The sequence below is a fragment of the Agrobacterium sp. SOY23 genome (assembly GCF_027212525.1).
In the GTDB taxonomy this organism is placed as follows: Bacteria; Pseudomonadota; Alphaproteobacteria; order Rhizobiales; family Rhizobiaceae; genus Agrobacterium; species Agrobacterium tumefaciens_I.
On record NZ_JAPWDT010000009.1, the window covers coordinates 173,664 to 194,381 of the forward strand.

General features: G+C 60.1%; 20 protein-coding genes. 8 read left to right on the forward strand and 12 right to left on the reverse strand.

Annotation, left to right across the window (positions count from 1 at the left end; all coding sequences use genetic code 11):
* Nucleotide 1: 1 nt before the first annotated feature.
* From thiO to O3S81_RS23170, 5 genes are all read left to right on the forward strand, one after another.
* Nucleotides 2-1,006: a glycine oxidase ThiO gene (gene thiO / locus O3S81_RS23150; RefSeq protein WP_269347055.1), complete on the forward strand. Its 1,005-nt coding sequence runs from the start codon at nucleotides 2-4 to the stop codon at nucleotides 1,004-1,006.
* The gene (gene thiS, locus O3S81_RS23155; RefSeq protein ID WP_269347056.1) at nucleotides 975-1,172 is read left to right on the forward strand and encodes a sulfur carrier protein ThiS; all 198 of its coding nucleotides are present in this window, start codon (nucleotides 975-977) and stop codon (nucleotides 1,170-1,172) included. Before thiO ends, thiS begins: the two co-directional genes overlap by 32 nt.
* Nucleotides 1,173-1,176: 4 nt before the next feature.
* A complete protein-coding gene (locus tag O3S81_RS23160; protein WP_269347057.1) occupies nucleotides 1,177-1,950 on the forward strand; it encodes a thiazole synthase in 774 nt (257 codons plus the stop codon).
* Nucleotides 1,951-2,035: 85 nt separating this feature from the next.
* Nucleotides 2,036-3,040, forward strand: coding sequence for a P1 family peptidase (locus O3S81_RS23165; protein ID WP_269347058.1), 1,005 nt, complete (start codon nucleotides 2,036-2,038; stop codon nucleotides 3,038-3,040).
* Between the two features lie 3 nt (nucleotides 3,041-3,043).
* Nucleotides 3,044-3,442: a winged helix-turn-helix domain-containing protein gene (locus O3S81_RS23170; RefSeq protein WP_269347059.1), complete on the forward strand. Its 399-nt coding sequence runs from the start codon at nucleotides 3,044-3,046 to the stop codon at nucleotides 3,440-3,442.
* On the opposite strand, the gene modC is transcribed toward O3S81_RS23170, so the two are convergent.
* The 4 genes from modC to O3S81_RS23190 all read right to left on the reverse strand — a co-directional run bounded on the left by modC (nucleotide 3,411) and on the right by O3S81_RS23190 (nucleotide 7,612).
* Nucleotides 3,411-4,487: a molybdenum ABC transporter ATP-binding protein gene (modC, locus tag O3S81_RS23175; protein WP_269347060.1), complete on the reverse strand. Its 1,077-nt coding sequence runs from the start codon at nucleotides 4,485-4,487 to the stop codon at nucleotides 3,411-3,413. The two genes, O3S81_RS23170 and modC, sit on opposite strands and share 32 nt — an antisense overlap.
* The gene (gene modB / locus O3S81_RS23180; RefSeq protein ID WP_269347062.1) at nucleotides 4,484-5,191 is read right to left on the reverse strand and encodes a molybdate ABC transporter permease subunit; all 708 of its coding nucleotides are present in this window, start codon (nucleotides 5,189-5,191) and stop codon (nucleotides 4,484-4,486) included. The genes modC and modB overlap by 4 nt, the downstream gene beginning before the upstream one ends.
* A gap of 53 nt (nucleotides 5,192-5,244) precedes the next feature.
* On the reverse strand, nucleotides 5,245-6,036 hold the full coding sequence (modA, locus tag O3S81_RS23185) for a molybdate ABC transporter substrate-binding protein (RefSeq protein WP_269347063.1): 792 nt from the start codon (nucleotides 6,034-6,036) through the stop codon (nucleotides 5,245-5,247).
* A gap of 292 nt (nucleotides 6,037-6,328) precedes the next feature.
* Nucleotides 6,329-7,612, reverse strand: a complete 1,284-nt coding sequence (locus O3S81_RS23190; protein ID WP_269347064.1) for an NAD(P)/FAD-dependent oxidoreductase — start codon at nucleotides 7,610-7,612, stop codon at nucleotides 6,329-6,331.
* 130 nt (nucleotides 7,613-7,742) lie between these two features.
* On the opposite strand from O3S81_RS23190, the gene O3S81_RS23195 reads away from it, so the two are divergent.
* Both O3S81_RS23195 and O3S81_RS23200 read left to right on the forward strand, forming a co-directional pair.
* Nucleotides 7,743-8,669 (forward strand): LysR family transcriptional regulator, encoded by a 927-nt coding sequence (locus O3S81_RS23195; RefSeq protein ID WP_269347065.1) that lies wholly within the window; start codon nucleotides 7,743-7,745, stop codon nucleotides 8,667-8,669.
* A gap of 103 nt (nucleotides 8,670-8,772) precedes the next feature.
* Complete coding sequence (locus O3S81_RS23200; protein ID WP_003521320.1) at nucleotides 8,773-9,009, forward strand: Lrp/AsnC ligand binding domain-containing protein; 237 nt, start codon at nucleotides 8,773-8,775, stop codon at nucleotides 9,007-9,009.
* Nucleotides 9,010-9,196: 187 nt separating this feature from the next.
* Here O3S81_RS23200 and O3S81_RS23205 read toward each other — a convergent pair whose 3' ends face one another.
* The 3 genes from O3S81_RS23205 to epmA form a co-directional block, all read right to left on the reverse strand.
* The gene (locus tag O3S81_RS23205; protein ID WP_269347066.1) at nucleotides 9,197-9,385 is read right to left on the reverse strand and encodes a hypothetical protein; all 189 of its coding nucleotides are present in this window, start codon (nucleotides 9,383-9,385) and stop codon (nucleotides 9,197-9,199) included.
* Nucleotides 9,386-9,762: 377 nt separating this feature from the next.
* A complete protein-coding gene (locus O3S81_RS23210; protein ID WP_269347067.1) occupies nucleotides 9,763-10,827 on the reverse strand; it encodes a lysine-2,3-aminomutase-like protein in 1,065 nt (354 codons plus the stop codon).
* Nucleotides 10,824-11,888: an EF-P lysine aminoacylase EpmA gene (gene epmA, locus O3S81_RS23215; RefSeq protein WP_269347068.1), complete on the reverse strand. Its 1,065-nt coding sequence runs from the start codon at nucleotides 11,886-11,888 to the stop codon at nucleotides 10,824-10,826. The genes O3S81_RS23210 and epmA overlap by 4 nt, the downstream gene beginning before the upstream one ends.
* Before the next feature lie 251 nt (nucleotides 11,889-12,139).
* Between epmA and efp the strand changes: the two genes are divergently transcribed.
* On the forward strand, nucleotides 12,140-12,709 hold the full coding sequence (gene efp, locus O3S81_RS23220) for an elongation factor P (protein ID WP_269347069.1): 570 nt from the start codon (nucleotides 12,140-12,142) through the stop codon (nucleotides 12,707-12,709).
* 114 nt (nucleotides 12,710-12,823) lie between these two features.
* On the opposite strand, the gene O3S81_RS23225 is transcribed toward efp, so the two are convergent.
* The 5 genes from O3S81_RS23225 to O3S81_RS23245 form a co-directional block, all read right to left on the reverse strand.
* On the reverse strand, nucleotides 12,824-14,266 hold the full coding sequence (locus tag O3S81_RS23225; RefSeq protein WP_269347070.1) for an efflux transporter outer membrane subunit: 1,443 nt from the start codon (nucleotides 14,264-14,266) through the stop codon (nucleotides 12,824-12,826).
* Nucleotides 14,267-14,415: 149 nt separating this feature from the next.
* Nucleotides 14,416-17,505: an efflux RND transporter permease subunit gene (locus tag O3S81_RS23230; protein ID WP_269347071.1), complete on the reverse strand. Its 3,090-nt coding sequence runs from the start codon at nucleotides 17,503-17,505 to the stop codon at nucleotides 14,416-14,418.
* A 53-nt stretch (nucleotides 17,506-17,558) separates the two neighbouring features.
* Entirely contained in the window at nucleotides 17,559-18,761 is a 1,203-nt protein-coding gene (locus tag O3S81_RS23235) for an efflux RND transporter periplasmic adaptor subunit (protein ID WP_269347072.1), read from the reverse strand.
* A gap of 199 nt (nucleotides 18,762-18,960) precedes the next feature.
* Nucleotides 18,961-19,620, reverse strand: a complete 660-nt coding sequence (locus O3S81_RS23240; RefSeq protein WP_331284204.1) for a TetR family transcriptional regulator — start codon at nucleotides 19,618-19,620, stop codon at nucleotides 18,961-18,963.
* A 2-nt stretch (nucleotides 19,621-19,622) separates the two neighbouring features.
* Nucleotides 19,623-20,573, reverse strand: coding sequence for a phosphoribosylaminoimidazolesuccinocarboxamide synthase (locus O3S81_RS23245; protein WP_269347073.1), 951 nt, complete (start codon nucleotides 20,571-20,573; stop codon nucleotides 19,623-19,625).
* Between the last annotated feature and the right edge of the window lie 145 nt (nucleotides 20,574-20,718).

Genomic DNA, 20,718 nt, shown 5'->3' on the forward strand with positions numbered 1-20,718 from the left:
AATGCGTGTTCTTGTCAAGGGAACGGGGGTCGCCGGACTGACGGCGGCCTTCGAGCTGGCACGGGGTGGGGTCACCGTGGAGGTTTGCGAGCGCAATGCCGAACCCTCTCGTGGTGCGTCCTTTTATGCGGGCGGCATGCTGGCGCCCTGGTGCGAGCGTGAAAGTGCGGACGAGGCGGTTCTGACGCTCGGCAAGGCGGCACTCGACTGGTGGGATGAAGCGACGCCCGGCCTTGTGGTCCGCAACGGCACGCTGGTCGTCGCGCCTGCCCGTGACAAGGTGGAGCTTTCACGTTTTGCATCGAGGACCAGCGGCTATCGATGGGTGGGTGAGGCCGAGATCGCCGATCTGGAGCCTGATCTTGCCGGCCGCTTCCGGTCCGGGCTCTATTTTGCCGATGAAGGCCATCTCGATCCGCGTCTTGCACTAGCATCGCTGTATCAGCGGCTTTGCGCCATGGGTGTCCGGTTTCATATGGGTGTCCTCGTGGATGAACGGTCGTTCGAACGGGTTGTGGATTGCACCGGGCCTGCGGCGGTGGGCAAGATTCCCCGTCTTCGTGGTGTGCGGGGGGAAATGCTCTACCTCGCCACGCGGGAGGTTTCCCTTTCCCGCCCCATCCGGCTGCTGCATCCGCGCATTCCGCTCTACATCGTGCCGCGCGAGCCCGGCCGCTTCATGGTGGGGGCGACGATGATCGAGACGGAGAACAAGGGAGCCATTTCCGCCCGCTCGATGATGGAATTCCTCAACGCCGCCTATGCGGTTCATCCGGCCTTTGCGGAGGCGGAAATCATCGAAACCGGCACGGGCGTGCGGCCGGCTTATCCCGATAATCTGCCGAAGGTCACCGAGGATGGCCGAACCATCTTCATCAACGGCGCGCACCGGCACGGCTTTCTGCTTTCGCCGGCCATGGCGCGGCAGGCAGCCGGAATCGTCTGCGAAACTCTCTCTTACAAGGAACAGGATCATGAAGCTTCTGGTGAATGGCGACGAGCTTGATCTCGCCACTGAGACGCTGGCCGGTCTGCTCGCCAGCCTCGAATATGAAGGCGAATGGCTGGCGACGGCAGTAAACGGCGATCTGGTGCATTCGGAAGAGCGTGCCGGTTACGTGCTGAAGGCTTTCGATCGCGTCGAAATCCTCTCGCCAATGCAGGGAGGCTGAAACCATGCTGACACTTTATGGCCGCGAGGTCTCGTCCCGTCTTCTGCTCGGCACGGCGCGTTATCCGTCTCCCGCGGTGCTCGCGGATGCGGTGCGGGCGAGCAACACGGATATCCTGACGATTTCGCTGCGCCGGGAAATGGCGGGGGCTAAGAAGGGCGGTCAGTTTTTCGAGCTGGTCCGCGAACTGGACCGGCATATTCTCCCCAATACGGCCGGTTGCCATACCGTCAAGGAAGCGGTGCTGACGGCGAAGATGGCGCGGGAGGTGTTCCGCACCAACTGGATCAAACTCGAAGTCATCGGCCATCACGATACCTTGCAGCCCGATGTCTTTGCGCTGGTCGAAGCGGCCAAGATTCTCTGCGAGGAGGGTTTCGAGGTCTTCCCCTATACGACCGACGATCTTGTTGTTGGTGAAAAGCTGCTGGAGGCGGGCTGCAGGGTGCTGATGCCCTGGTGCGCGCCGATCGGCAGCGCCATGGGGCCGCTCAATCTGATGGCGCTGAAATCGATGCGGGCGCGATTTCCCGAGGTGCCGCTGATCGTCGATGCCGGTATTGGCCGGCCATCGCACGCGGTGACCGTGATGGAGCTTGGTTACGATGCCGTTCTTCTCAACACGGCGGTTGCGGGCGCGGGTGATCCTGTCGGAATGGCGGCGGCTTTCGCCAGTGCCATTGAGGCCGGCCACCAGGCTTTCAGGTCCGGTCCGCTGGAGCCGAGGGATATGGCGGTGCCTTCGACACCCGTGATCGGCACTGCGGTTTTCTCCTGATAGCGGCTTTCGGCCGAAGGCGGGCAGGTCTTTTGCGTTGACAGTGCGCCGTGGCGGCGGGATACCGAAAGAAAAGGGAAACGGCATGGCGGCACGCAACAATCTTCTCACGGATATCGACGGCGTTTCGGTCGGTAATGTCACCGATCTTACCCTCGGCTCCGGCGTTACGGCGATTGTTTTCGAAAAGCCCGCCATCGCCTCCGGTTCGGTTCTTGGTGGTGCGCCCGGTGGACGCGATACCGGTCTGCTGGACCCGGCCATGACCGTGGAGACGGTGGACGCATTGGTGCTCTCCGGTGGTTCGGCCTTCGGGCTGGATGCGGCGGGTGGCGTTCAGGCCGGTTTGCGGGAGATCGGCCGTGGCCTGCAGGTGGGCTCCACCCGCGTGCCCATCGTGCCGCAGGCGATCCTGATGGATCTGCTGAACGGCGGGAGCAAGGATTGGGGGCTGCATTCGCCCTATCGCGAGATGGGATATGCGGCCTTCAAGGCGGCGCACGCTGCCCCCTTCGCGTTAGGAACGGTTGGTGCCGGAACGGGGGCGACCACGGCCACTTTCAAAGGCGGGCTTGGTTCGGCAAGTGCCGTCAGTTCCGGTGGATACAAAGTGGCGGCAATCGTTGCCGTCAACGCGCTGGGCTCCGCCACCGTCGGCGCGAGCCGCCATTTCTGGTCCGCGCCTTTTGAGGCTGACGGCGAATTTGGCGATTGCGGTTTTCCGGATCGTTTTTCAGCGGATGATACCGCATTGCGCCTCAAGGGCGTCAATCTCACCGCGACGACAATCGGCGCAGTGGTGACGGACGCCATACTCACCAAGGCGCAGGCCCACCGCCTCTCCATCATGGCGCATGATGGGTTGGCGCGCGCCGTGCTTCCCGCCCATCTGCCGAGCGATGGCGACACCATGTTCGCGGCCGCGACTGGCGACAAACCGCTTGAGGGTGGCGCTCACTTCGCCGAACTCTGCTATCTCGCGACAATCGTGATGGCGCGGGCGGTGGCGCGCGGGGTCTATGAGGCCAAGGCGCTGCCGGTGGCGGGCGCACAAAAGGCCTATCGTGACATTCATGGCCGGGGTGTTTGAACCATGAGCGAGACACGCCCGCTGCTGAAGCCTGTCCTACGCATCGACTTCCCTCCCGGAGAGCGTCTGGGTCACGGCAAGGTCGAGTTGATGGAGCTGATTGTCGAGACCGGGTCGATCTCGGCCGCCGGGCGGGCGATGGATATGTCCTATCGCCGGGCATGGCTGCTGGTGGATGCGCTGAACCACATGTTCCGGCAGCCGGTGATCGAATCCCAGCGCGGCGGCAAGCAGGGCGGCGGCGCGGCTCTGACCGCCTTCGGCGCTGAATTGCTGGAGCGTTATCGCGGCATGGAAGAGCGGATGAACAAGGCTCTGCGCGCGGATATCGACTGGCTGGAGGCCAACCGCAACCCTGATGATGCGCTCATCAATAGGGATCGAGAGCCGCCGACTTTATGATCGCATGCACCGGTTTGCCGGGTTCCAGTTGCAGCCGCTCACGGGACAGGTCGGTGATGCGCGACTGGATGATATCGCCGCCGCAATCCACCTGGATCGTCACCATGCCGTCTTCGTTCGTCGAGATATCGGCGACATGGCCTTCGAGAATGTTGAGCGCGCTGAGACCCTCGGGTTTCACCAGAGCCAGCATGACATCGCGTGCCGGTATCAGCACCCGCGCGGGGTTGCCCGGCGCCGCCTTCTTTGCCGGAACCTGCAGCAGTGCCGTGCTGAGCCGGACGGCGGCAAGGCCATGGCGTTCATCGAAGCTTTCGATACGCCCGGACAGGATGCTGCCCGCTTCACGCCGCTCGAGATGCAGGCTGAAATCGGGTCTCGCCAGAACCTCGGCCGCTTTTCCTTCCGTCTCCACCCTGCCGTCCTTCATCACGACGATACGGTCGGCAAGGCGGGCGACTTCCTGGATGGAATGGCTGACATAAACGATCGGAATTTTCGTCTCGTCGCGCAGCCGCTCGAGATAGGGGACGATTTCGGCCTTCCGCTGCTCGTCCAGCGAGGCGAGCGGTTCGTCCATCAGCAGCAGTCGGGGTGAGGAGAGCAGCGCGCGGCCGATGGCGACACGCTGTTTTTCCCCGCCGGACAGCCTGTTCGGGCGGCGTTGCAAAAGATGGCCGATGCCGAGCATGTCGATGATGTGGTCGTCATTCGCATTTGTCTCTTTGCCTGCGGCGAACCATCTGCCGTATCGCAGGTTCTGCGCCACGCTGAGATGCGGGAAGAGCCGTGCCTCCTGAAAAACATAACCGAAGCGGCGTTTGTGGGCCGGCAGAAACAGGCACTTTCCACTATCGGCCAGCACTTCGCCATCAAGCGAAACCTGTCCCTCATCCGGCCGCAACAGGCCGGCAATGATGCGGATCATCGATGTCTTGCCGGAGCCGGAACGCCCGAACAGCGCGGTCACCCCGCCGTCAGAGGTGAAGGACGCGTCGAGTTCGAAGGCACCGAGATGGTGACGCGCGGAAACTGAAAGCGTCATTCCATGCTCACCCGTTTGCCGATGATGCGGGCCAGAAATTCCGAGACGAGCAGGGCCAGCATGGAAATCACGACCGAAACGATGGTGAGGCGCAATGCGCCGGCATCGCCACCCGGCACCTGCGTGAAGGTGTAGATGGCGGCGGAAAGTGTCTGGGTCTCACCGGGAATGTTTGAAACGAAGGTGATGGTCGCACCGAATTCGCCCATGGCCTTGGCGAAAGCGAGGATCATGCCGGCGATGATGCCGGGTAGAGTGAGGGGGAGTGTGACGGTGAGGAACACCCAGAGCGGACTTGCCCCCAATGTTCCCGCCGCCTCTTCCAGCTTGCGGTCCACCGCTTCGATGGAGAGGCGGATGGAGCGCACCATTAGTGGAAAGGCCATGACGGCGCAGGCAAGTGCCGCCCCTGTCCAGCGAAAGGAAAAGACGATGCCGAAATACGTATCGAGAAACTGTCCGATCGTGCCACGGCGACCGAAGAGGACGAGCAACAGAAAGCCGGTGACAACGGGCGGCAGAATGAGCGGCAGGTGCACGATGCCGTTAAGCAGCGACTTGCCCCAGAAGCGGCCGCGCGCCAGCGCCACGGCCACCGCGATGCCGAAGGGCAGGCTGGCAAGCATGGCGATGGAGGACACCCACAGGCTGAGCCTGATCGCCGTCCATTCTTCAGCGCTGAGTGTCCACCAATGCAATGTCATATCCTGCAATCGTCATGTTTCATGGCCCGCCGGGAAGCGGGCCTGAAGCAAGCTTATTTCAAAACGGTAAAGCCTTGCTTTTCGAAGAAGGGCGCCGCCTTCGCGGATTTCAGGAAATCCAGATAGGACTTCGCTGCCGGCGATTTTGCTTCCGAAAGAATGGCAACCGGGTAGATGATCGGCGGATGGCTGTCTTCGGGGAAGGTGCCAACGATCTTGACGCCGGGATCGGCGGCGGCGTCGGTCTGGTAAACGATGCCATAGGGTGCCTCGCCGCGCGAGACGAGCAGCAGTGCTGCACGCACGCTTTCCGCTCCGGCGACTTTCGTTTCGACGGAGGACCAGACGCCCAGCTTTTCCAGCGCGGCTTTGCCATATTTACCTGCGGGAACGGAATCGACCGCGCCCATGGCGAGGCGGCCATCACCCACGAGAGCGGCAAGATCGAAGCCCTGCTTGATCTCGACCGGCTTTGCCTTGTCTGCAGGCGCCACGAGAACGATGCGGTTGCCGAGAAGATTGGAGCGGCTGTCGGCATTGATCAGTTTCTTGTCGGCGACATAGTCCATCCATGCGAGGTCGGCGGAGATGAAAATATCCGCCGGTGCGCCCTGTTCGATCTGCTTGGCGAGTGCCGAGCTTGCGGCATAAGAAACCGTCGCCTCGTTGCCGCTTTCCTTCGCCCATTCCGCATTGATGGCATCGAGCGCGTTTTTCATGCTCGCGGCGGCAAAAACCGTGACCTTTTCGGCGGCATGAGCCGGAACAGCCACGAAGGAGGCCGCCATCCAGAAGGATGTGGCGGCGGCAATGGTTTTGAAGAAGCTGCGGCGCATAAGTCTCATGACGTCCCCCGAGTTAGATATATTCCGATGAATATAACGATAGGCCTATAGGGCAATCATTATATTTTCAAGGATATATCGACTGGGGTGCGGAAAAGCAGCGGCTGCGGATGTTTCTGTAAGCAGGTGGTTAGGCTGAAAATCCCACTTCCGTCACGCTCGGGCCGGTCCCGGGCATCTGCGACGTGTCATTTGAATGCGACGTGATTAAATCCTTGGGACAAGCCCAAGGATGACGTCGAGTATGAGACAGTTGGGAATTTAACCTCAAAACGGCCGCCAGCTTTTGCCGTCAAAACCGCTCACCGGCGAAATGGGCGATTTGCGCGCCCGTCTCGTAATAGGCTTCCTTCACTGCGCGGAAAGCCTGGGCTTTCGGCTCCGTCACAGGTAAGGGCAGATCGGCTTCGGCGATTTCTCCGAGAATATGCTGCGCGATCACCTTGCCAAAGGTCGTGCCCGGCGCGATGCCACGGCCGTTATAGCCTGAGAATCCGACGACATTCTCCGCGAATTTATGGAAACGCGGCACGGCATTGTCCGTCATGCCGATCTGGCCATACCATTCGCATTCGAATTCCGTGTCGCCGAGCTGCGGAAAAAGCCGCTTCAGCGAGCGTTTTGCCCATGCCCGATGAATGGTGGCGCCCGGTCCCCTTAGGGCCCCGACGCTGCCGAAGACCAGTCGCCCTGCCTTGTCCATTCGGAAGGATGAGAGGATTTCCTTGGTGTCCCAGCAGCCTTCACGGCCGGGCAGGATGCTTTTTTGCAGATTGTCGCCGAGCGGCCGGGTCGCGAAGTTGAAATAGGGCAGGTAGACCTGCTCATCACGAACGATCTGCCAGGGGCCGGTGCTATAGGCTTCCGTGGCCACAACGATCCAGTCGGCACTTACCGAGCCCTGCGGTGTCTTCACCAGCCATTTCCCCCCGTCGCGTTCGGTGGCTATCACGGGGCTTGCGGTGTGCAGCCGCACGCCTGCCTTTTGTGCGGCTGCGGCCAGGCCACGAACATAGGCCAGCGGCTGGAGTGTGCCGGCGCGGGTGTCGAGAAGTGCGCCGGAATAGGCGGTGCTGCCGATGCGTCTCGCCGTTTCATCGGCATCGAGAACACGGACGGGCGCGCCCCTCGCTGACCATTGCTCGCAGCGCTCGCGGATTTCGGCGAGCCCTTTTTCGCCGACGGCACAATGCAGCGTGCCGTTTTTCTCGATTTCGCAGGGGATTTCGTGTTTTTCCACCAGTTCGCGCACGAGAAGCGGGGCGTTGCCGAGAAGGCCGAGAAGCCGTTCGCCGTAGGTCTCCCCCAGCACACCGGGCAGTTCCTTCGGCATGACCCACATGCCGCCATTGATGAGGCCGACATTGCGGCCGGCGCCGCCGAAGCCGATTTCTTTTGCTTCAAGAAGAACGACGTCCACACCCCTTTCGGCAAGATGAAGGGCGGCGGATTGCCCGGTGAAACCGCCGCCAACGACGACGACATCGGCAACTGCCGGGCCCTGCAAGGCCGAAGTTGCGGGCGGTTGCGGCGCGGTCTTTTCCCAGAGGCCGTGCGAGCGGGGGTCGTTATACATCGTTCCACCATGTTCCGGGCAAGTTCATTTGTTTTTCGTATGAGTGACAAGCCCTTGTTTATGAGACTTTACAAGCGCTTCTGCCTGTTGAATATCGACATATCGTCAAGAGTTCATTCCGTGAGGGAATATGGTTCTGCCACCGCGCCGTTTTCTGCCGTCGCTTTCGCTGCTGGCGGCTTTCGAAGCCGCTTCGCGCACGGGCAGCGTCACGGCTGCGGCGCGGGAACTTGGCCTGACACAGGGCGCGGTCAGCCGGCAAATCCTGGCGCTTGAAGAGCAGCTTGGCGTGGCGCTGTTTCTGCGCGAACGACAGACCATCCGGTTGACCCGGGCGGGGGAAGGTTATGCGCGGGAAATCCGCGAGGCTTTGCGGCGTATTTCGACCGCGTCCCTCAATCTGCGCGCCAATCCGGATGGCGGCACGCTCAACCTCGGTGTTCTGCCCAGCTTCGGCACGCGCTGGCTGGTGCCGCGTCTTCCGGATTTCATCGCTCGGCATCCGGGCGTTTCCGTCAATCTCCTGACACGGTCGTCATTGTTCGATTTCCGCACCGATACTGTCGATGCAGCGATCCATTTCGGCTTGCCGCACTGGCCGGGCACCGAGCTGGTTTTCCTGATGCATGAAAAGGTCATTCCGGTATGCAGCCCGGCCTTCAAGGCGCGCTACGGACTTTCGACACCTGGCGACCTGCTGCATGTGCCGCTGCTGCACATGACGACCCGGCCAGATGCCTGGGAACAGTGGTTTCGCGGCCATGATGTGCGTTTCGAGAATGTGCACGGTATGCTTTTCGATCAGTTCACCACCATTGCCGAGGCGGCGAGCGCGGGCGTTGGAGCATCGCTCATCCCCTCCTTCATGATCGAGGAGGAGGTGCGAAGCGGTCGTCTCGTCGCGGCCGTTGCAGGGGAAGTGGAAAGCGAAGAGGCCTATTATCTCGCCTGCATGCCGGATCGTGCCGGATATGCTCCGCTCGAGAGTTTCCGGCGCTGGATCGTTTCCGAGGCCGCCCGTGGGGCCGGTGGCAGGACGGAGGAGTTTTCGGCGTAAACCGGCGGGCGGTCTTGCAAGAGCGGCGCGGCTCAGCCAATAGTGCGGCATGACGCGTGGCGCGCGCCGCCACGCACCGAAAGTTCCAATACGGGAGATGTCCGTGAAGCCCATTTTCGTTCAGCTTCAATGCGAACCCGGCAAGACCTATGATGTCGCCGATGCCATCTATAAAACGGAGCTGGTTTCCGAGCTTTATTCCACCAGCGGCGAATATGATCTGCTGTTGAAAATCTATCTTCCGCAGGAAGAGGATATCGGCAAGTTCATCAACCAGAACATCGTCAATATTCCGGGCATCGTGCGTTCGCTGACGACGCTGACCTTTACGGCGTTTTGACAAGTCCGGGTAGTGGGGAGCTGCTTCAGTTCAACTGGTGACGTTTGACACGCGATATATGGCCGGCGATGTGGGCCTGCGGATTGTCACACAAAAGAAAAGCGCGCCGTCGGCCCGGTGTTCGGAATCCGATTTTCGGCGCGCTCTGGTTTTGAAATTTCTTCAAGCGGGCGATGCTTTTCCCGCATCAGGCCGCGGCCAGGTTGCGGTTGCGCACGAGATCGCGAATGGCGATCTGCACGTCGTCGGCGCTGTCGAACTTCTGTTCGTCCAGATCGTGAACGTGGAACTTCACCGCGATGAACTTCAACCGGTCATTGTCCGGGATAACGATGCCGACGGGTTCGCCAGCGAATTCAATGACTTGCTTCTGCATAATATACTCCCGCTGTGGCTAATTCACACAGCATGTTGTCGAACTGATTTTCAGGAAATTGAGACCGTCAGGTCACATTCGACAGCAGCGGGAACACGTGGATTTAAATCCAGCATTCCAGGACTCAAGACCAAGGATTGCGTTAATGTTGATATGTTTTGACATGACACACTCCCTGTATTGGTGTTGGCCCGGAATCAGGAGACTCGTTCTCCAGTTCCACACTGATAATCCAGACCAGCACTAAAATCAATGCTGATTGTTATAGGTAGAATATTTTTCTTTATGATGACAGGAGAGGGGCGGAAATGTGAAATTTTTGTTTTCGTCCGAAGCCACTCTCGAAAAGCCCGGCACTGCGGGCTTTTTATGCTTTTTTAATCGCTACCGAATGCCTGGGGTGGGTAAATATGCTCGTTTCCGTTGAAGTCTGACACGGAATAACAGCCACCGTTTGTTTTTTCGGCCGCATTTCTGCCAATTGCCGCTTTGCCGTGGCCACCGGGAATGTCGAGAACATAGGTCGGCTGGCAGAGACCGGAGACATGTCCGCGCAGGGCGGAAACGATTCGCTGCCCTTCTTCTATCGTCAGCCGGAAATGGCTGGTGCCGGGCGCGAGATCCGGATGGTGCAGGTAATAAGGCTTGATGCGGGTCTCGACAAAGGCGCGCATCAGCTCGGCGAGAATCGCCGGGTCGTCATTGACGCCTTTCAAAAGCACGGTCTGGCTGACCATGGCGATACCGGCATCGATCAACCGCGCCGAAGCGCATCGGGCTTCTTCGCCAAGTTCACGCGCGTGATTCGCATGCAGGGCGACATAGGTGGTCTTGCCGCTGGCTTTCAGCGCGTCGATCAGGGCCCCGTCGATGCGATCGGGGTCGACCACCGGTACACGGGTATGGAAGCGGACGATCTTCACATGCGGTATGTCCCTCAACCGCTTCATCAGATCAGAGAGGCGACGTGGGGAGAGTACCAGCGGATCGCCGCCGGTGAGGATGACCTCCCAGATGGCGGGCCTCGCCTTTATATAGTCGAATGCGGCGTCCAGCTCCTCCGGGGTCATCATGCCATTGCCCTGCGGCCCGACCATTTCTCGGCGGAAACAGAAACGGCAATAGACCGGGCAGACATGTACTGCCTTCAAGAGAACCCGGTCGGGATAACGGTGAACGATGCCATGCACGGGGCTGTGGGCGTCATCGCCGATCGGATCGTCGTTTTCTTCGGCAAGCTGGATGAGTTCGGCGACGTCCGGCACGAATTGCCGGGCGATGGGGTCGTGCGGATCGCGGCTGTCCATCAGCCCGGTAACCGAAGGCGTGATGGCCAGCGCGTAACGCTGGGTGACCGCGCGCAGGCTTTCCAGCGCGTCGGCTTCGATCAGCCCCGCCTCGAGAAGCGCCTCGGGCGTCTTGATGGTTTCAAGCCCTGTCATCGTCCATATTCCGCAACGGGTGCCCACATGACGAGATCAATGCGGGGCGCGCCGGTGGCCAGCATCACCAGCCGGTCGAAACCGAGCGCTATGCCACTTGCCGGCGGCATGATGGCGAGCGCGGCGAGAAAATCCTCATCGAGCGGGTAGGTTTCACCATAGACACGCTGCTTTTCGGCCATCTCCATTTCAAAGCGTCGCCTCTGTTCGGTCGCATCGGTCAATTCGCCGAAGGCATTGGCAAGTTCCACGCCGCAGGCATAAAGCTCGAAACGTTCCGCCACCCGCGCATCCTTCGGCGACTTGCGGGCAAGGGCGGCTTCGCTGGTGGGATATTCGTCGAGAATGGTCGCTCTGCCAAAGCCCAGTTCCGGCTCCACCCGCTCGACGATGACGCGGCTGAACATATCCGCCCAGGTATCGTCATCGGCCACGCGGATGCCGGCATGGGTGAGGCTCGCTGCAAGGTGGCGCTCATCCGTTTCGCCATTTCGGCTGATGGTCGCCAAAAGGTCAATGCCCGCATAACGCTCGAAGGCCTCGGCGACGCTCAGGCGTTCGGGCTCCAGAAACGGATCGACGCTGCGGCCGCGATAGCTGAAATGTTTCGTTCCGGCGGTTTCGGCTGCCAGCGCCAGAAGATTGGCGCTGTCCTTCATCAGGCTCTCATAGGTCTCGCCGACCCTATACCATTCCAGCATGGTGAATTCCGGGTGGTGCAGCGGGCCTCTTTCCCGGTTCCTGTAAACATGGGCGAAACAGGAAATGCGTTTTTCACCGGCGGCGAGCAGTTTCTTGCAGGCGAATTCCGGCGAGGTATGGAGATAGAGCGGCACGGCCTCGCCGCCCGGAGTCAGGCCCTCGGTGGCAAATGCGTGTAGATGCGCCTCGTTGCCGGGGGAAATCTGCAGGGTGGCGGTATCGACCTCGAGAAAATCCGCACGGGCGAAATAGCTGCGAAACGCCGACTGGATCGCATTGCGGCCAAGGAGAAAAGCGCGGCGGTCGGCATGGACGTCGGGCGTCCACCAGGGTGACATTGTCTCTTTGCCTGCGCGCATCTTCTGTTCTTTTCCGTCTTCTCTGCGGCGCTGAATTGCGGGTAAACGGCCCGCAAAACGCCTGATCGCGTCATTTAAAGCAATTCCGGGCGGAAAACCGCTAGGCACTCTTCCGTGAATTGCTGTAGAAGGCTGGCAATTCGTGCGGATTTAAGGTAGTTGCGCCCCAGAAAAAAGACAAAACGTCTGCCGGGGCCGGTGCTGCCGCGCAGTCCTTTACGACGCATTTCATCGAGTTACAAGGAAGTCATATGGTCAAGGTTATCGCCTCATCCGTCCGCAAGGGCAATGTTCTCGACGTGGACGGCAAGCTTTACGTCGTTCTCACCGCGCAGAACTTTCACCCCGGCAAGGGCACGCCAGTCACGCAGGTGGACATGCGCCGCATCGTTGACGGTGTGAAGGTTTCCGAGCGCTGGCGCACCACCGAACAGGTCGAGCGCGCTTTCGTCGAAGACCTGAACTTCCAGTTCCTTTATGAAGACGGCGAAGGCTTCCACTTCATGAACCCGGACAACTACGATCAGGTCGTTGTCGACGTCGAAACGATGGGTGAGCAGAAGGCTTATCTGCAGGAAGGCATGACCTGCGTTCTTTCCATCCATGAAGGCAACCCGCTGGCCGTTGAACTGCCGCGTCACGTCACGCTGGAAATCACCGAAACGGAACCGGTCGTGAAGGGCCAGACGGCTTCTTCTTCCTACAAGCCGGCAATTCTCTCCAACGGCATCCGCACCATGGTGCCGCCGCATATCGATGCCGGCATCCGCGTCGTCATCGCGACGGAAGACAATTCCTACGTCGAGCGCGCCAAGAACTGAGCCTGATTGCCAGCTCGAAAAAAGCACCGGGTGACCGGTGCTTTTTTTATACCCTCAACAGCAAAAAGCCCGCGTCGAGACGCGGGCTTTTTTTAATTGCCTTGGGGGCCGTTCTTACATGCCCTTTGCCGCGGCCACGGTCGGGCCGGCAGACTTCTTCGGCGTGGGCTGGCCAACGGCATAGCCACCGCCGAGCGCCACGTTCAGCGACACATAATCCTGCGCGGTCTGCTGGATTGCCGTGGCAAGGTTTGCCTGCGCATCCGAGACCGAGCGCTGGGCATCCAGAACATCGAGCAGAGACGATGCGCCGTCGCGGTAGCTGGCGGTGGAGAGCTGCAGCGCTTCCTGGTAGGAGGAAACGGTCTTTCTCAGTGCATCCACGGTACGCTGGTCGCGGTTGACGGCGGCCAGGGCGTTTTCGACTTCTTCCACCGCGTTGAGAACGGTCGCCTTCCAGACGAGATATTGCTCGCGTGCCTGGGAGTTGGCGAGGTCGACATTGGCGCGAAGCTTGCCGCCATCGAGGATCGGCAGCACGAGGCTCGGACCGAACGACCAGCTATTGGCCGATCCACGGCCTCCGCCGCTCACAAAGTTGTAGCTCGGGGTAATCGCGCCACCGAGTTCGATGCTCGGATAAAGCTGAGCCTCGGCAACACCGATCGAGGCGACCGCAGCGGCGAGATTGCGTTCGGCAACGCGAATGTCCGGACGGTTGCGGATGAGGTCGGCCGGGATGCCGGTGCGGGGAATTGCGCGTGCGACAGGCTGGCGCGCGCCCTTCTGCAACTCGGCAATGAGCGACGAGGCCGGCATGCCGAGCAGGGTTGCGATGCGATGCGCGGCCTTGCGGAAACTGGTTTCGAGGCCAGGGATCTGCGACAGCGTGGAATTGACCAGACCTTCGGACTGGACGACATCGAGGCGCGAGGCAGCGCCCGCTTCGAGCTGCAGCTTGGTCAGATCCAGCGTTTCGCGGCGGGAGCTCAGGTTCTGGCGGGCAATCGCCAGACGCTCCTGATAATAGCGCACATCGATATAGGCGGCGGCGACAGACGAAATCAGCGTCAGGCGCTGGACGTCGACCGTGGAGTAAGCCGCATCGAGCGATGCATCGGCGCTTTCGGTTGCCCGGCGATAGCGACCGAAGAGGTCGAGGAACCAGGAAACGCTGAGGCCGCCGGAGGACGCGTTGGTGACGGGAACGTCACGGTAGCTGCCCTTGGTCTGGCTGGTCGTGTGCTGTCCCTGAGCCGTGAGGCTGGGCAGACCGCCTGCGCCGGCCGAGATCACCTGGGCTTCCGCCTGGTTGATGCGCTCGATCGCCTGCATCACCGTCAGGTTCTGTGCGAGGCCCGTGGAAACGTATCCGTTCAGGCGGCTGTCGTTAAAGGCAGTCCACCATGCCACGCTGCTGATGTCGCCATTGCCGGTTTTTCCGGCTTCCGCAAACTTTCCCGGTAATTGGATTTCCGGCGTCTTGTGGTCGGGTCCTACAACGCAGCCTGAAAGCAGCAGCATTGTCAGGGGAAGAGTGGCGCGAATAGACAGCATGTAATTTTCCCAATTCTCTGGTTGGCTTACCGAGCGCGGCTTGCTGACAAATGGGCTGCGCGGTCGATATGCCGTAGAAACGTGCATTTGCCAAATCGGCAACATTTCTAGCAGCGTATTAACGGTTGGCACAGCCCATTTTTGTTTTGTTAACGCCTTGAAAGGCGACGAATGATGACGAAAAAGGACGGAACGAAGAAAATTCCGAGGAGTGTTGCAGAAAGCATACCACCCAGAACCCCGATACCGATTGCATTTTGTGCGGCTGAACCCGCTCCGGTTGCGATTGCGAGAGGCACGACGCCGAGGATGAAGGCGAGCGATGTCATGATGATCGGACGCAGGCGCAGCTTCGCCGCCTCCAGCGTCGCTTCCATCAGGCTTAAACCGTGCTCCTGTCTTTCCTTGGCGAATTCGACGATCAGGATCGCATTCTTCGCGGCAAGGCCGATGGTCGTCAAAAGACCCACCTTGAAGTAGACGTCGTTCGACTGGCCGAAGAAATGCGCCGCGGTCAATGCGCCAAGAACGCCCACCGGCACGGCCATGATGACCGAGAAGGGGATCGACCAGCTTTCATAAAGTGCGGCAAGGCAAAGGAACACGATGAGCACCGATAGCGCGTAAAGCATCGGGGCCTGCGAGCCGGAAAGCCGTTCCTGATAGGAGATGCCCTGCCATGCCACCGTGTAACCGCCCGGCAGGCCTGCCGTCAGGCGCTCCATCTCGTCCATGGCGTCACCGGAAGCGACGCCCGCACCGGCGGTGCCTTCAAGCGAGATCGCACCCGTGCCGTTGAAGCGGGCGAGAGACGGCGGAGCGTTGATCCACTTCACCTCGCTGAAGGAGGAGAAAGGCACCATCTCTCCGTTGGTGTTGCGCGCATACCAGAACTTGAGGTCGTCCGGCTGCATGCGATAGGGCGCGTCGCCCTGAACATAGACGGGCTTCAATTCGCCGTTCAGGGTGAAGTCATTGACATCCCGGCCGGCAAAGATCGTCGACAGCATGAGGTTCACGGAGGCGAGATCGACCCCCATGGCGCCCATCTTTTCCTGATCGAGAATGATCTTCATCTGCGTTTCATTGTCCTGACTGTCGCTTCGGAGTGAGCTGATCTTCGGATTGCTGGTGGCAAGCGCGATCAATTCCTTCGATGAGGCGGTCAGGGCGTCGGTGCCGTTGCGGCCGCTATCCACCAGATACATCGAGAAACCGCTCGATGTGCCCATGCCCTGAATGGCCGGCGGCAGAAGCGGGAACACCTGCGCATCGCGGAAACCGAAGAAGGTGCCCATTGCACGCTGCACGATGGCGCCGGCGTGCTGATCAGGCGCGGTTCGTTCGGCGAAATCCTTGAGCTTGGTGAAGACGATGGCGTTGTTCTGGCCGGAACCGCTGAAGCTGAAGCCGAGCACGCCGAAAACCGATTCGACATTGGCGGCTTCCTTTTCGCGGAAGTAGCTTTCGACCTGTTTCACCACCTCGTTGGTGCGTTCGATGTTCGAACCGGTCGGCGTCTGGATGATCGTCAGCAGCACGCCCTGGTCTTCCTGCGGCAGGAACGAGCTTGGCAGCTTCGAGAAGAACCAGGTGCAGCCGCCGATGACGATCGCGAAGAGGATCATCACGCGCAGCGGGCGTTTCAGCAGATAGCCGATGGAGGACACATAGCCGTCCGTCGTCTTGCCGAAGCCGCGGTTGAACCAGGCACCCGGCCCACGCTGCTTCTTGTGGTGATCGATGGGCTTCAGCATCGTTGCGCAGAGCGCCGGCGTCAGAACGATGGCGACCACGGCCGAAAGCAGCATGGCCGAAACGATGGTGACCGAGAACTGGCGATAGATGATGCCCGTCGATCCACCGAAGAAGGCCATGGGAATGAACACGGCGGTCAGGACCAGCGCGATGCCGATGATTGCGCCGGTGATTTCGCCCATCGACTTTTCGGTCGCTTCGACCGGGGACAGGCCCTCTTCCGACATGATGCGCTCGACGTTTTCGACAACGACGATGGCGTCGTCGACGAGAAGGCCGATGGCCAGAACCATGGCGAACATGGTGAGTGTATTGATGGAATATCCGGTGAGCGCCAGGATGCCGAAGGTGCCGAGAAGCACGACCGGCACGGCGATCATCGGAATGAAGGTGGCCCTGAGGTTTTGCAGGAACACCAGAAGCACGACGAAGACGAGGATGATCGCCTCGATCAGCGTATGCACCACCTTCTCGATCGACAGTTTCACGAAGGGCGTGGTGTCATAGGGATATTCGATCGCGACGCCTTCCGGCAGCGAGCCCTCGACATTGGTCAGGGCCGCTTTCACGCGCGCCGCCGTGTCGAGCGCGTTGGCACCCGTGGCGAGATTGACCGCGAAGCCGGCCGACGGGCGGCCATTGGAGCGGGAATCGCCACCATAGGTTTCCTGACCGATCTCGATACGAGCAACGTCGCTGAGACGGACGGTTGCGCCGTCCTTTTCGACTTTCAGGATGACCGATTCGAAATCGGCGACGGTGGTGAGCTGGCTCTGCGCCGTCACCGTGACGTTGAGCTGCTGGCCCTTGACGGCGGGCACGGCGCCGAGCGAACCGACCGAAACCTGGGTATTCTGGCTCTGGATGGCGCTGGTGACGTCTGCCGTGGTCAGTTGGTATTTGTTGAGCTTGAACGGATCGAGCCAGATGCGCATCGCATATTCGGAACCGAAGACGTTGATACTGCCGACGCCTTCCAGGCGCTTGATCTGGTCTTCGACACGCGAAGAGAACACGTCGCCTAGATCGGCCGAATTGCGCTTGCCGTCGGTGGAGATGAGCGCGCCGACCATCAGGATGCTCGATGTGGAACGGCTGACCTGAATGCCCTGCTGCTGCACCGTATCGGGCAGCTGCGACTGGACAAGCTGCAGCTTGTTCTGCACCTGAACCTGCGCGATGTCCGGCAGGATGCTGTTGCCGAAGGTCAGCGTCACTTCGGCGCTGCCGGTCGAGGACGACGAGGTCATATAGGTGAGGTCATCGAGACCGGTCATGCCATCTTCGATGATGGTCGTCACCGATTTCTCGACGGTCTCCGCGCTCGCGCCGTTGTAGGTCGCGCTGACGCGGACGGTTGTCGGTGCAATGTCGGGATATTGCGAAATGGAAAGCGTCCAGATCGCAAGGGCGCCTCCCAGCATGATGACGATGGCGATAACCCATGCGAAAACGGGGCGCCGGATGAAGAAATGGGCCATGGCAGTCCTGCCTTACCTTTTACGAGCTTCGACCAAGGGTTTCGTGCTCATGCTTATTTCGTGGGGGCGGCGGCAGGCGGAGCTTGCTGCGGCAGAACGACGATACCGCGATCGTCGATGGTCACTTCAACCGGTGCGACCGTCGCGCCATCGGCAATCCACTGGAAACCGTCGACGATGAGCTTGTCGCCATCCTTGACGTTTTCCGTCACCAGCCAGGCATTGCCCGACTGCTGGCTGGACGGGAAGGTGCGGGTTTCCACCTTGTTTTCCGCTGTCACGAATTTTGCGGTCAGTTCGCCGTTGGCGTTGCGGCTTGCGGCGCGCTGCGGAATGCGGAAGCCTTTTTCCTTGCCGATGGTCAGCGTGGCGCGGACATAGGTGCCGGGAAGCAGAAGATCGTCGGGATTGTCGAAGAGGGCGCGGATGGAGAAGGTGCCCGTGGTTTCGCTCACCGCCATGTCGGACATGTCGATCTTGCCGTCATGCTTATATTCGGTACCGTCTTCCAGCGTCAGATGAATACCGGTCTCCTTCGTATCGCCGCCGAGCTGGCCCGACGAGATCGCCTTTTTCAGGCGCAGGAGATTGATGCTGGATTCCATCAGGTCGATATAGATCGGATCGATACGGCGCAGCGTTGTCAAGGCCGTCGTCTGGTTTGCCGTCACCACGTTGCCGATGCTGAAAGCGGTCGCGCTGGTGATGCCGTCGAAAGGCGCGCGGACCTTGGTGAGATCGAGGTTGATCTCAGCCGTTTCCAGAGCGGCCTTGGTCTGTGCCACATCGGCTTCGGCCTGAAGCAGTGTCACCTTGGCGTTTTCATATTCGATCTGCGTCGCGCCGCTATTGACCAGCCGCTCATAGCGAGCAAGGTTCGCCTGGGCGCTCGGAATGCTGGCTTCGGCCTTCGCAACGTTCGCCTTGGCCTGGGCTACTTCTGCCAGGTAGGTGTTGTCCTCGATCTGGTAGAGAATATCGCCCTGCTTGACCTCGCTGCCTTCCTTGAAAGGAATTTCGCGGATGATGCCAGTCACGCGCGGGCGGATTTCCGCCGTCTGGAACGCGCTGGCGCGGCCGGGAAGAACCGTGGTGAGGGGATATTCGCTGTTCTTCATCAGGATGATGCTGACCGGAGACGGCGGCCGCTCGGCACCCTGGCCGGCGGTCTTGCTGCTGTCGCCGCCATCGCTGCATCCCGCCAGAGCTGCGGCCACACACAGAGAAGCAAATAGGGGTAAAATACGTCGGCTCATCGTTCTTCCCTGCGTATTGATCGCATTCAACTATAAGCGCAATGTCGCTCGGCGGATGCGCGTCCGGAAACAGACACGACAGGCGAGGGCCTTGGAAGGGACCCGATTCGCTCATTCTGTCCGGACCGCCACGCGCATAGAAGCGCAGGCTTTTGCGCTTCGCAAGCAATTGCGAGAAGGTGACGTAAATTGGGAATCGTCACTTAGCAAGCGGATTGCGTAATCCCGCATCGATTAAATCGACGAGTTGATCACAACGTGTTGCCAAATTGCCGATATCTTCCCGTGCGATGAGAACGGGATGGATGACGCTTGTGAGCGCATGAAGCACGGTTTCCGAAAGCGGCGGAACATTGGCCTCGGCGTAAATTCCGGCATCGATGCCGTCGCGGATAATATCGGCCAGCAGGTTCGCGATCACGGATTTATAATAGTCGCCGCACTTCATATCCTGCTTGGCCGTCATCAGGATCATTTCGAAAATATAAGGATTGTCGTTGAGGTCCCGATGATGCAGCTCCATCAGGGTGCGGGCGAGGTGGCGCAGCCTTGAAAGCGGCGGTTGGCCCTTGTCCAGCGGCTGGATGTTCCGTTCGAACTCGCTGATCTGCTCAAACGCTATGGCGTCGACGAGCGCGTTTTTCGAGTTGAAATTCTTGAAGACATTGGCGGGCGACATGCCGAGCGCGGCGGCAATATCGGCAATTGCCACCGCACCGAAACCTTGCTCCCGGAAAAGTTCTTCGGCTTTGGCGAGAATGTCCCGCCGCGTTTCTTCGGCGGAACGGCGAGGCCGGCGTCTGACGGAAGCGTCGTTCTTCCTGTCACCCTTTCTCGCCTGTTCGATCATTTTGCTCACGGTCAGACTCCGGGGAAGAACGGCTCCAGATTCCGGCGTACTCTTGCAAGCGGTGTCTCGCCGCTATCGTCGGCAACGAAGCTCTGTCCGGTGATGCGTTCGTAAGCATCAATATAGACCTTGGAGGTCTGCAGAACGAGGTCCTGTGGAATTTCGGGAACGTCGTCCTTGTAGGGATCGCAGCGTTCGGCAACCCAGGCTCTCACGAAATCCTTGTCGAAGCTCGCCGGCCGCGTGCCGTTGCGGAAGCTTTCTTCATAGCTGTCGGCCATCCAGTAGCGGCTGCTATCCGGCGTGTGGATTTCGTCGGCGAGAATGATGGTGCCGTTTTCATCGGTACCGAACTCATATTTCGTATCGACGAGAATGAGGCCCTGCTTTGCGGCAATCTCCTGACCGCGCTTGAACAGCGCCAGCGCATAATTGGACAGCGTGTCCCACTGCTCCTGCGTCAACAGCTTCTTCTCAACAATCTCGGCCGGCGTCAGCGGCTCGTCGTGACCGCCGTCGAATGCCTTGCTTGTCGGGGTGATCACCGGTTCAGGCAAAATCTGGTTGTCTTTCATCCCGTCCGGCAGGCTCATGCCGTACATCTGCCGCTCGCCCTTCTTATAAAGGGTCAGGATCGATGTGCCGGTGGTGCCAGCCAGATAACCGCGGACCACCACTTCGACCGGCAATATGTCCAGCCTCTTGCCGATGACGACGTTAGGGTCGGGATAGCTCACGACATGGTTAGGACAAATATCCTTCGTCTGCTCGAACCAGTAGCGCGCCGTTTGGGTGAGCACCTGTCCTTTATAAGGAATGCATGTGAGGATCCGGTCGAAGGCGCTCAGGCGATCGGTGGATATGATGATGCGGTTGCCGTCGGGCAGATCGTAGTTTTCCCGCACCTTGCCACGGTAATAATTCGGCAGTTCGGGAATGACGGCTTCATCAAGAATGCGCACGGGCTCTCCAATTCTTGGCTTTATAAGGGGCGCCGGACGCCCCGATCAGACTAAAAATCCTGTCCGTTCCTATTGCATGTTTCCCGGAGGAGGGCCAGTCGCCAGCTGGGGGAGGCGTTTCAGGCCTGTCCATGCTCATAAACTG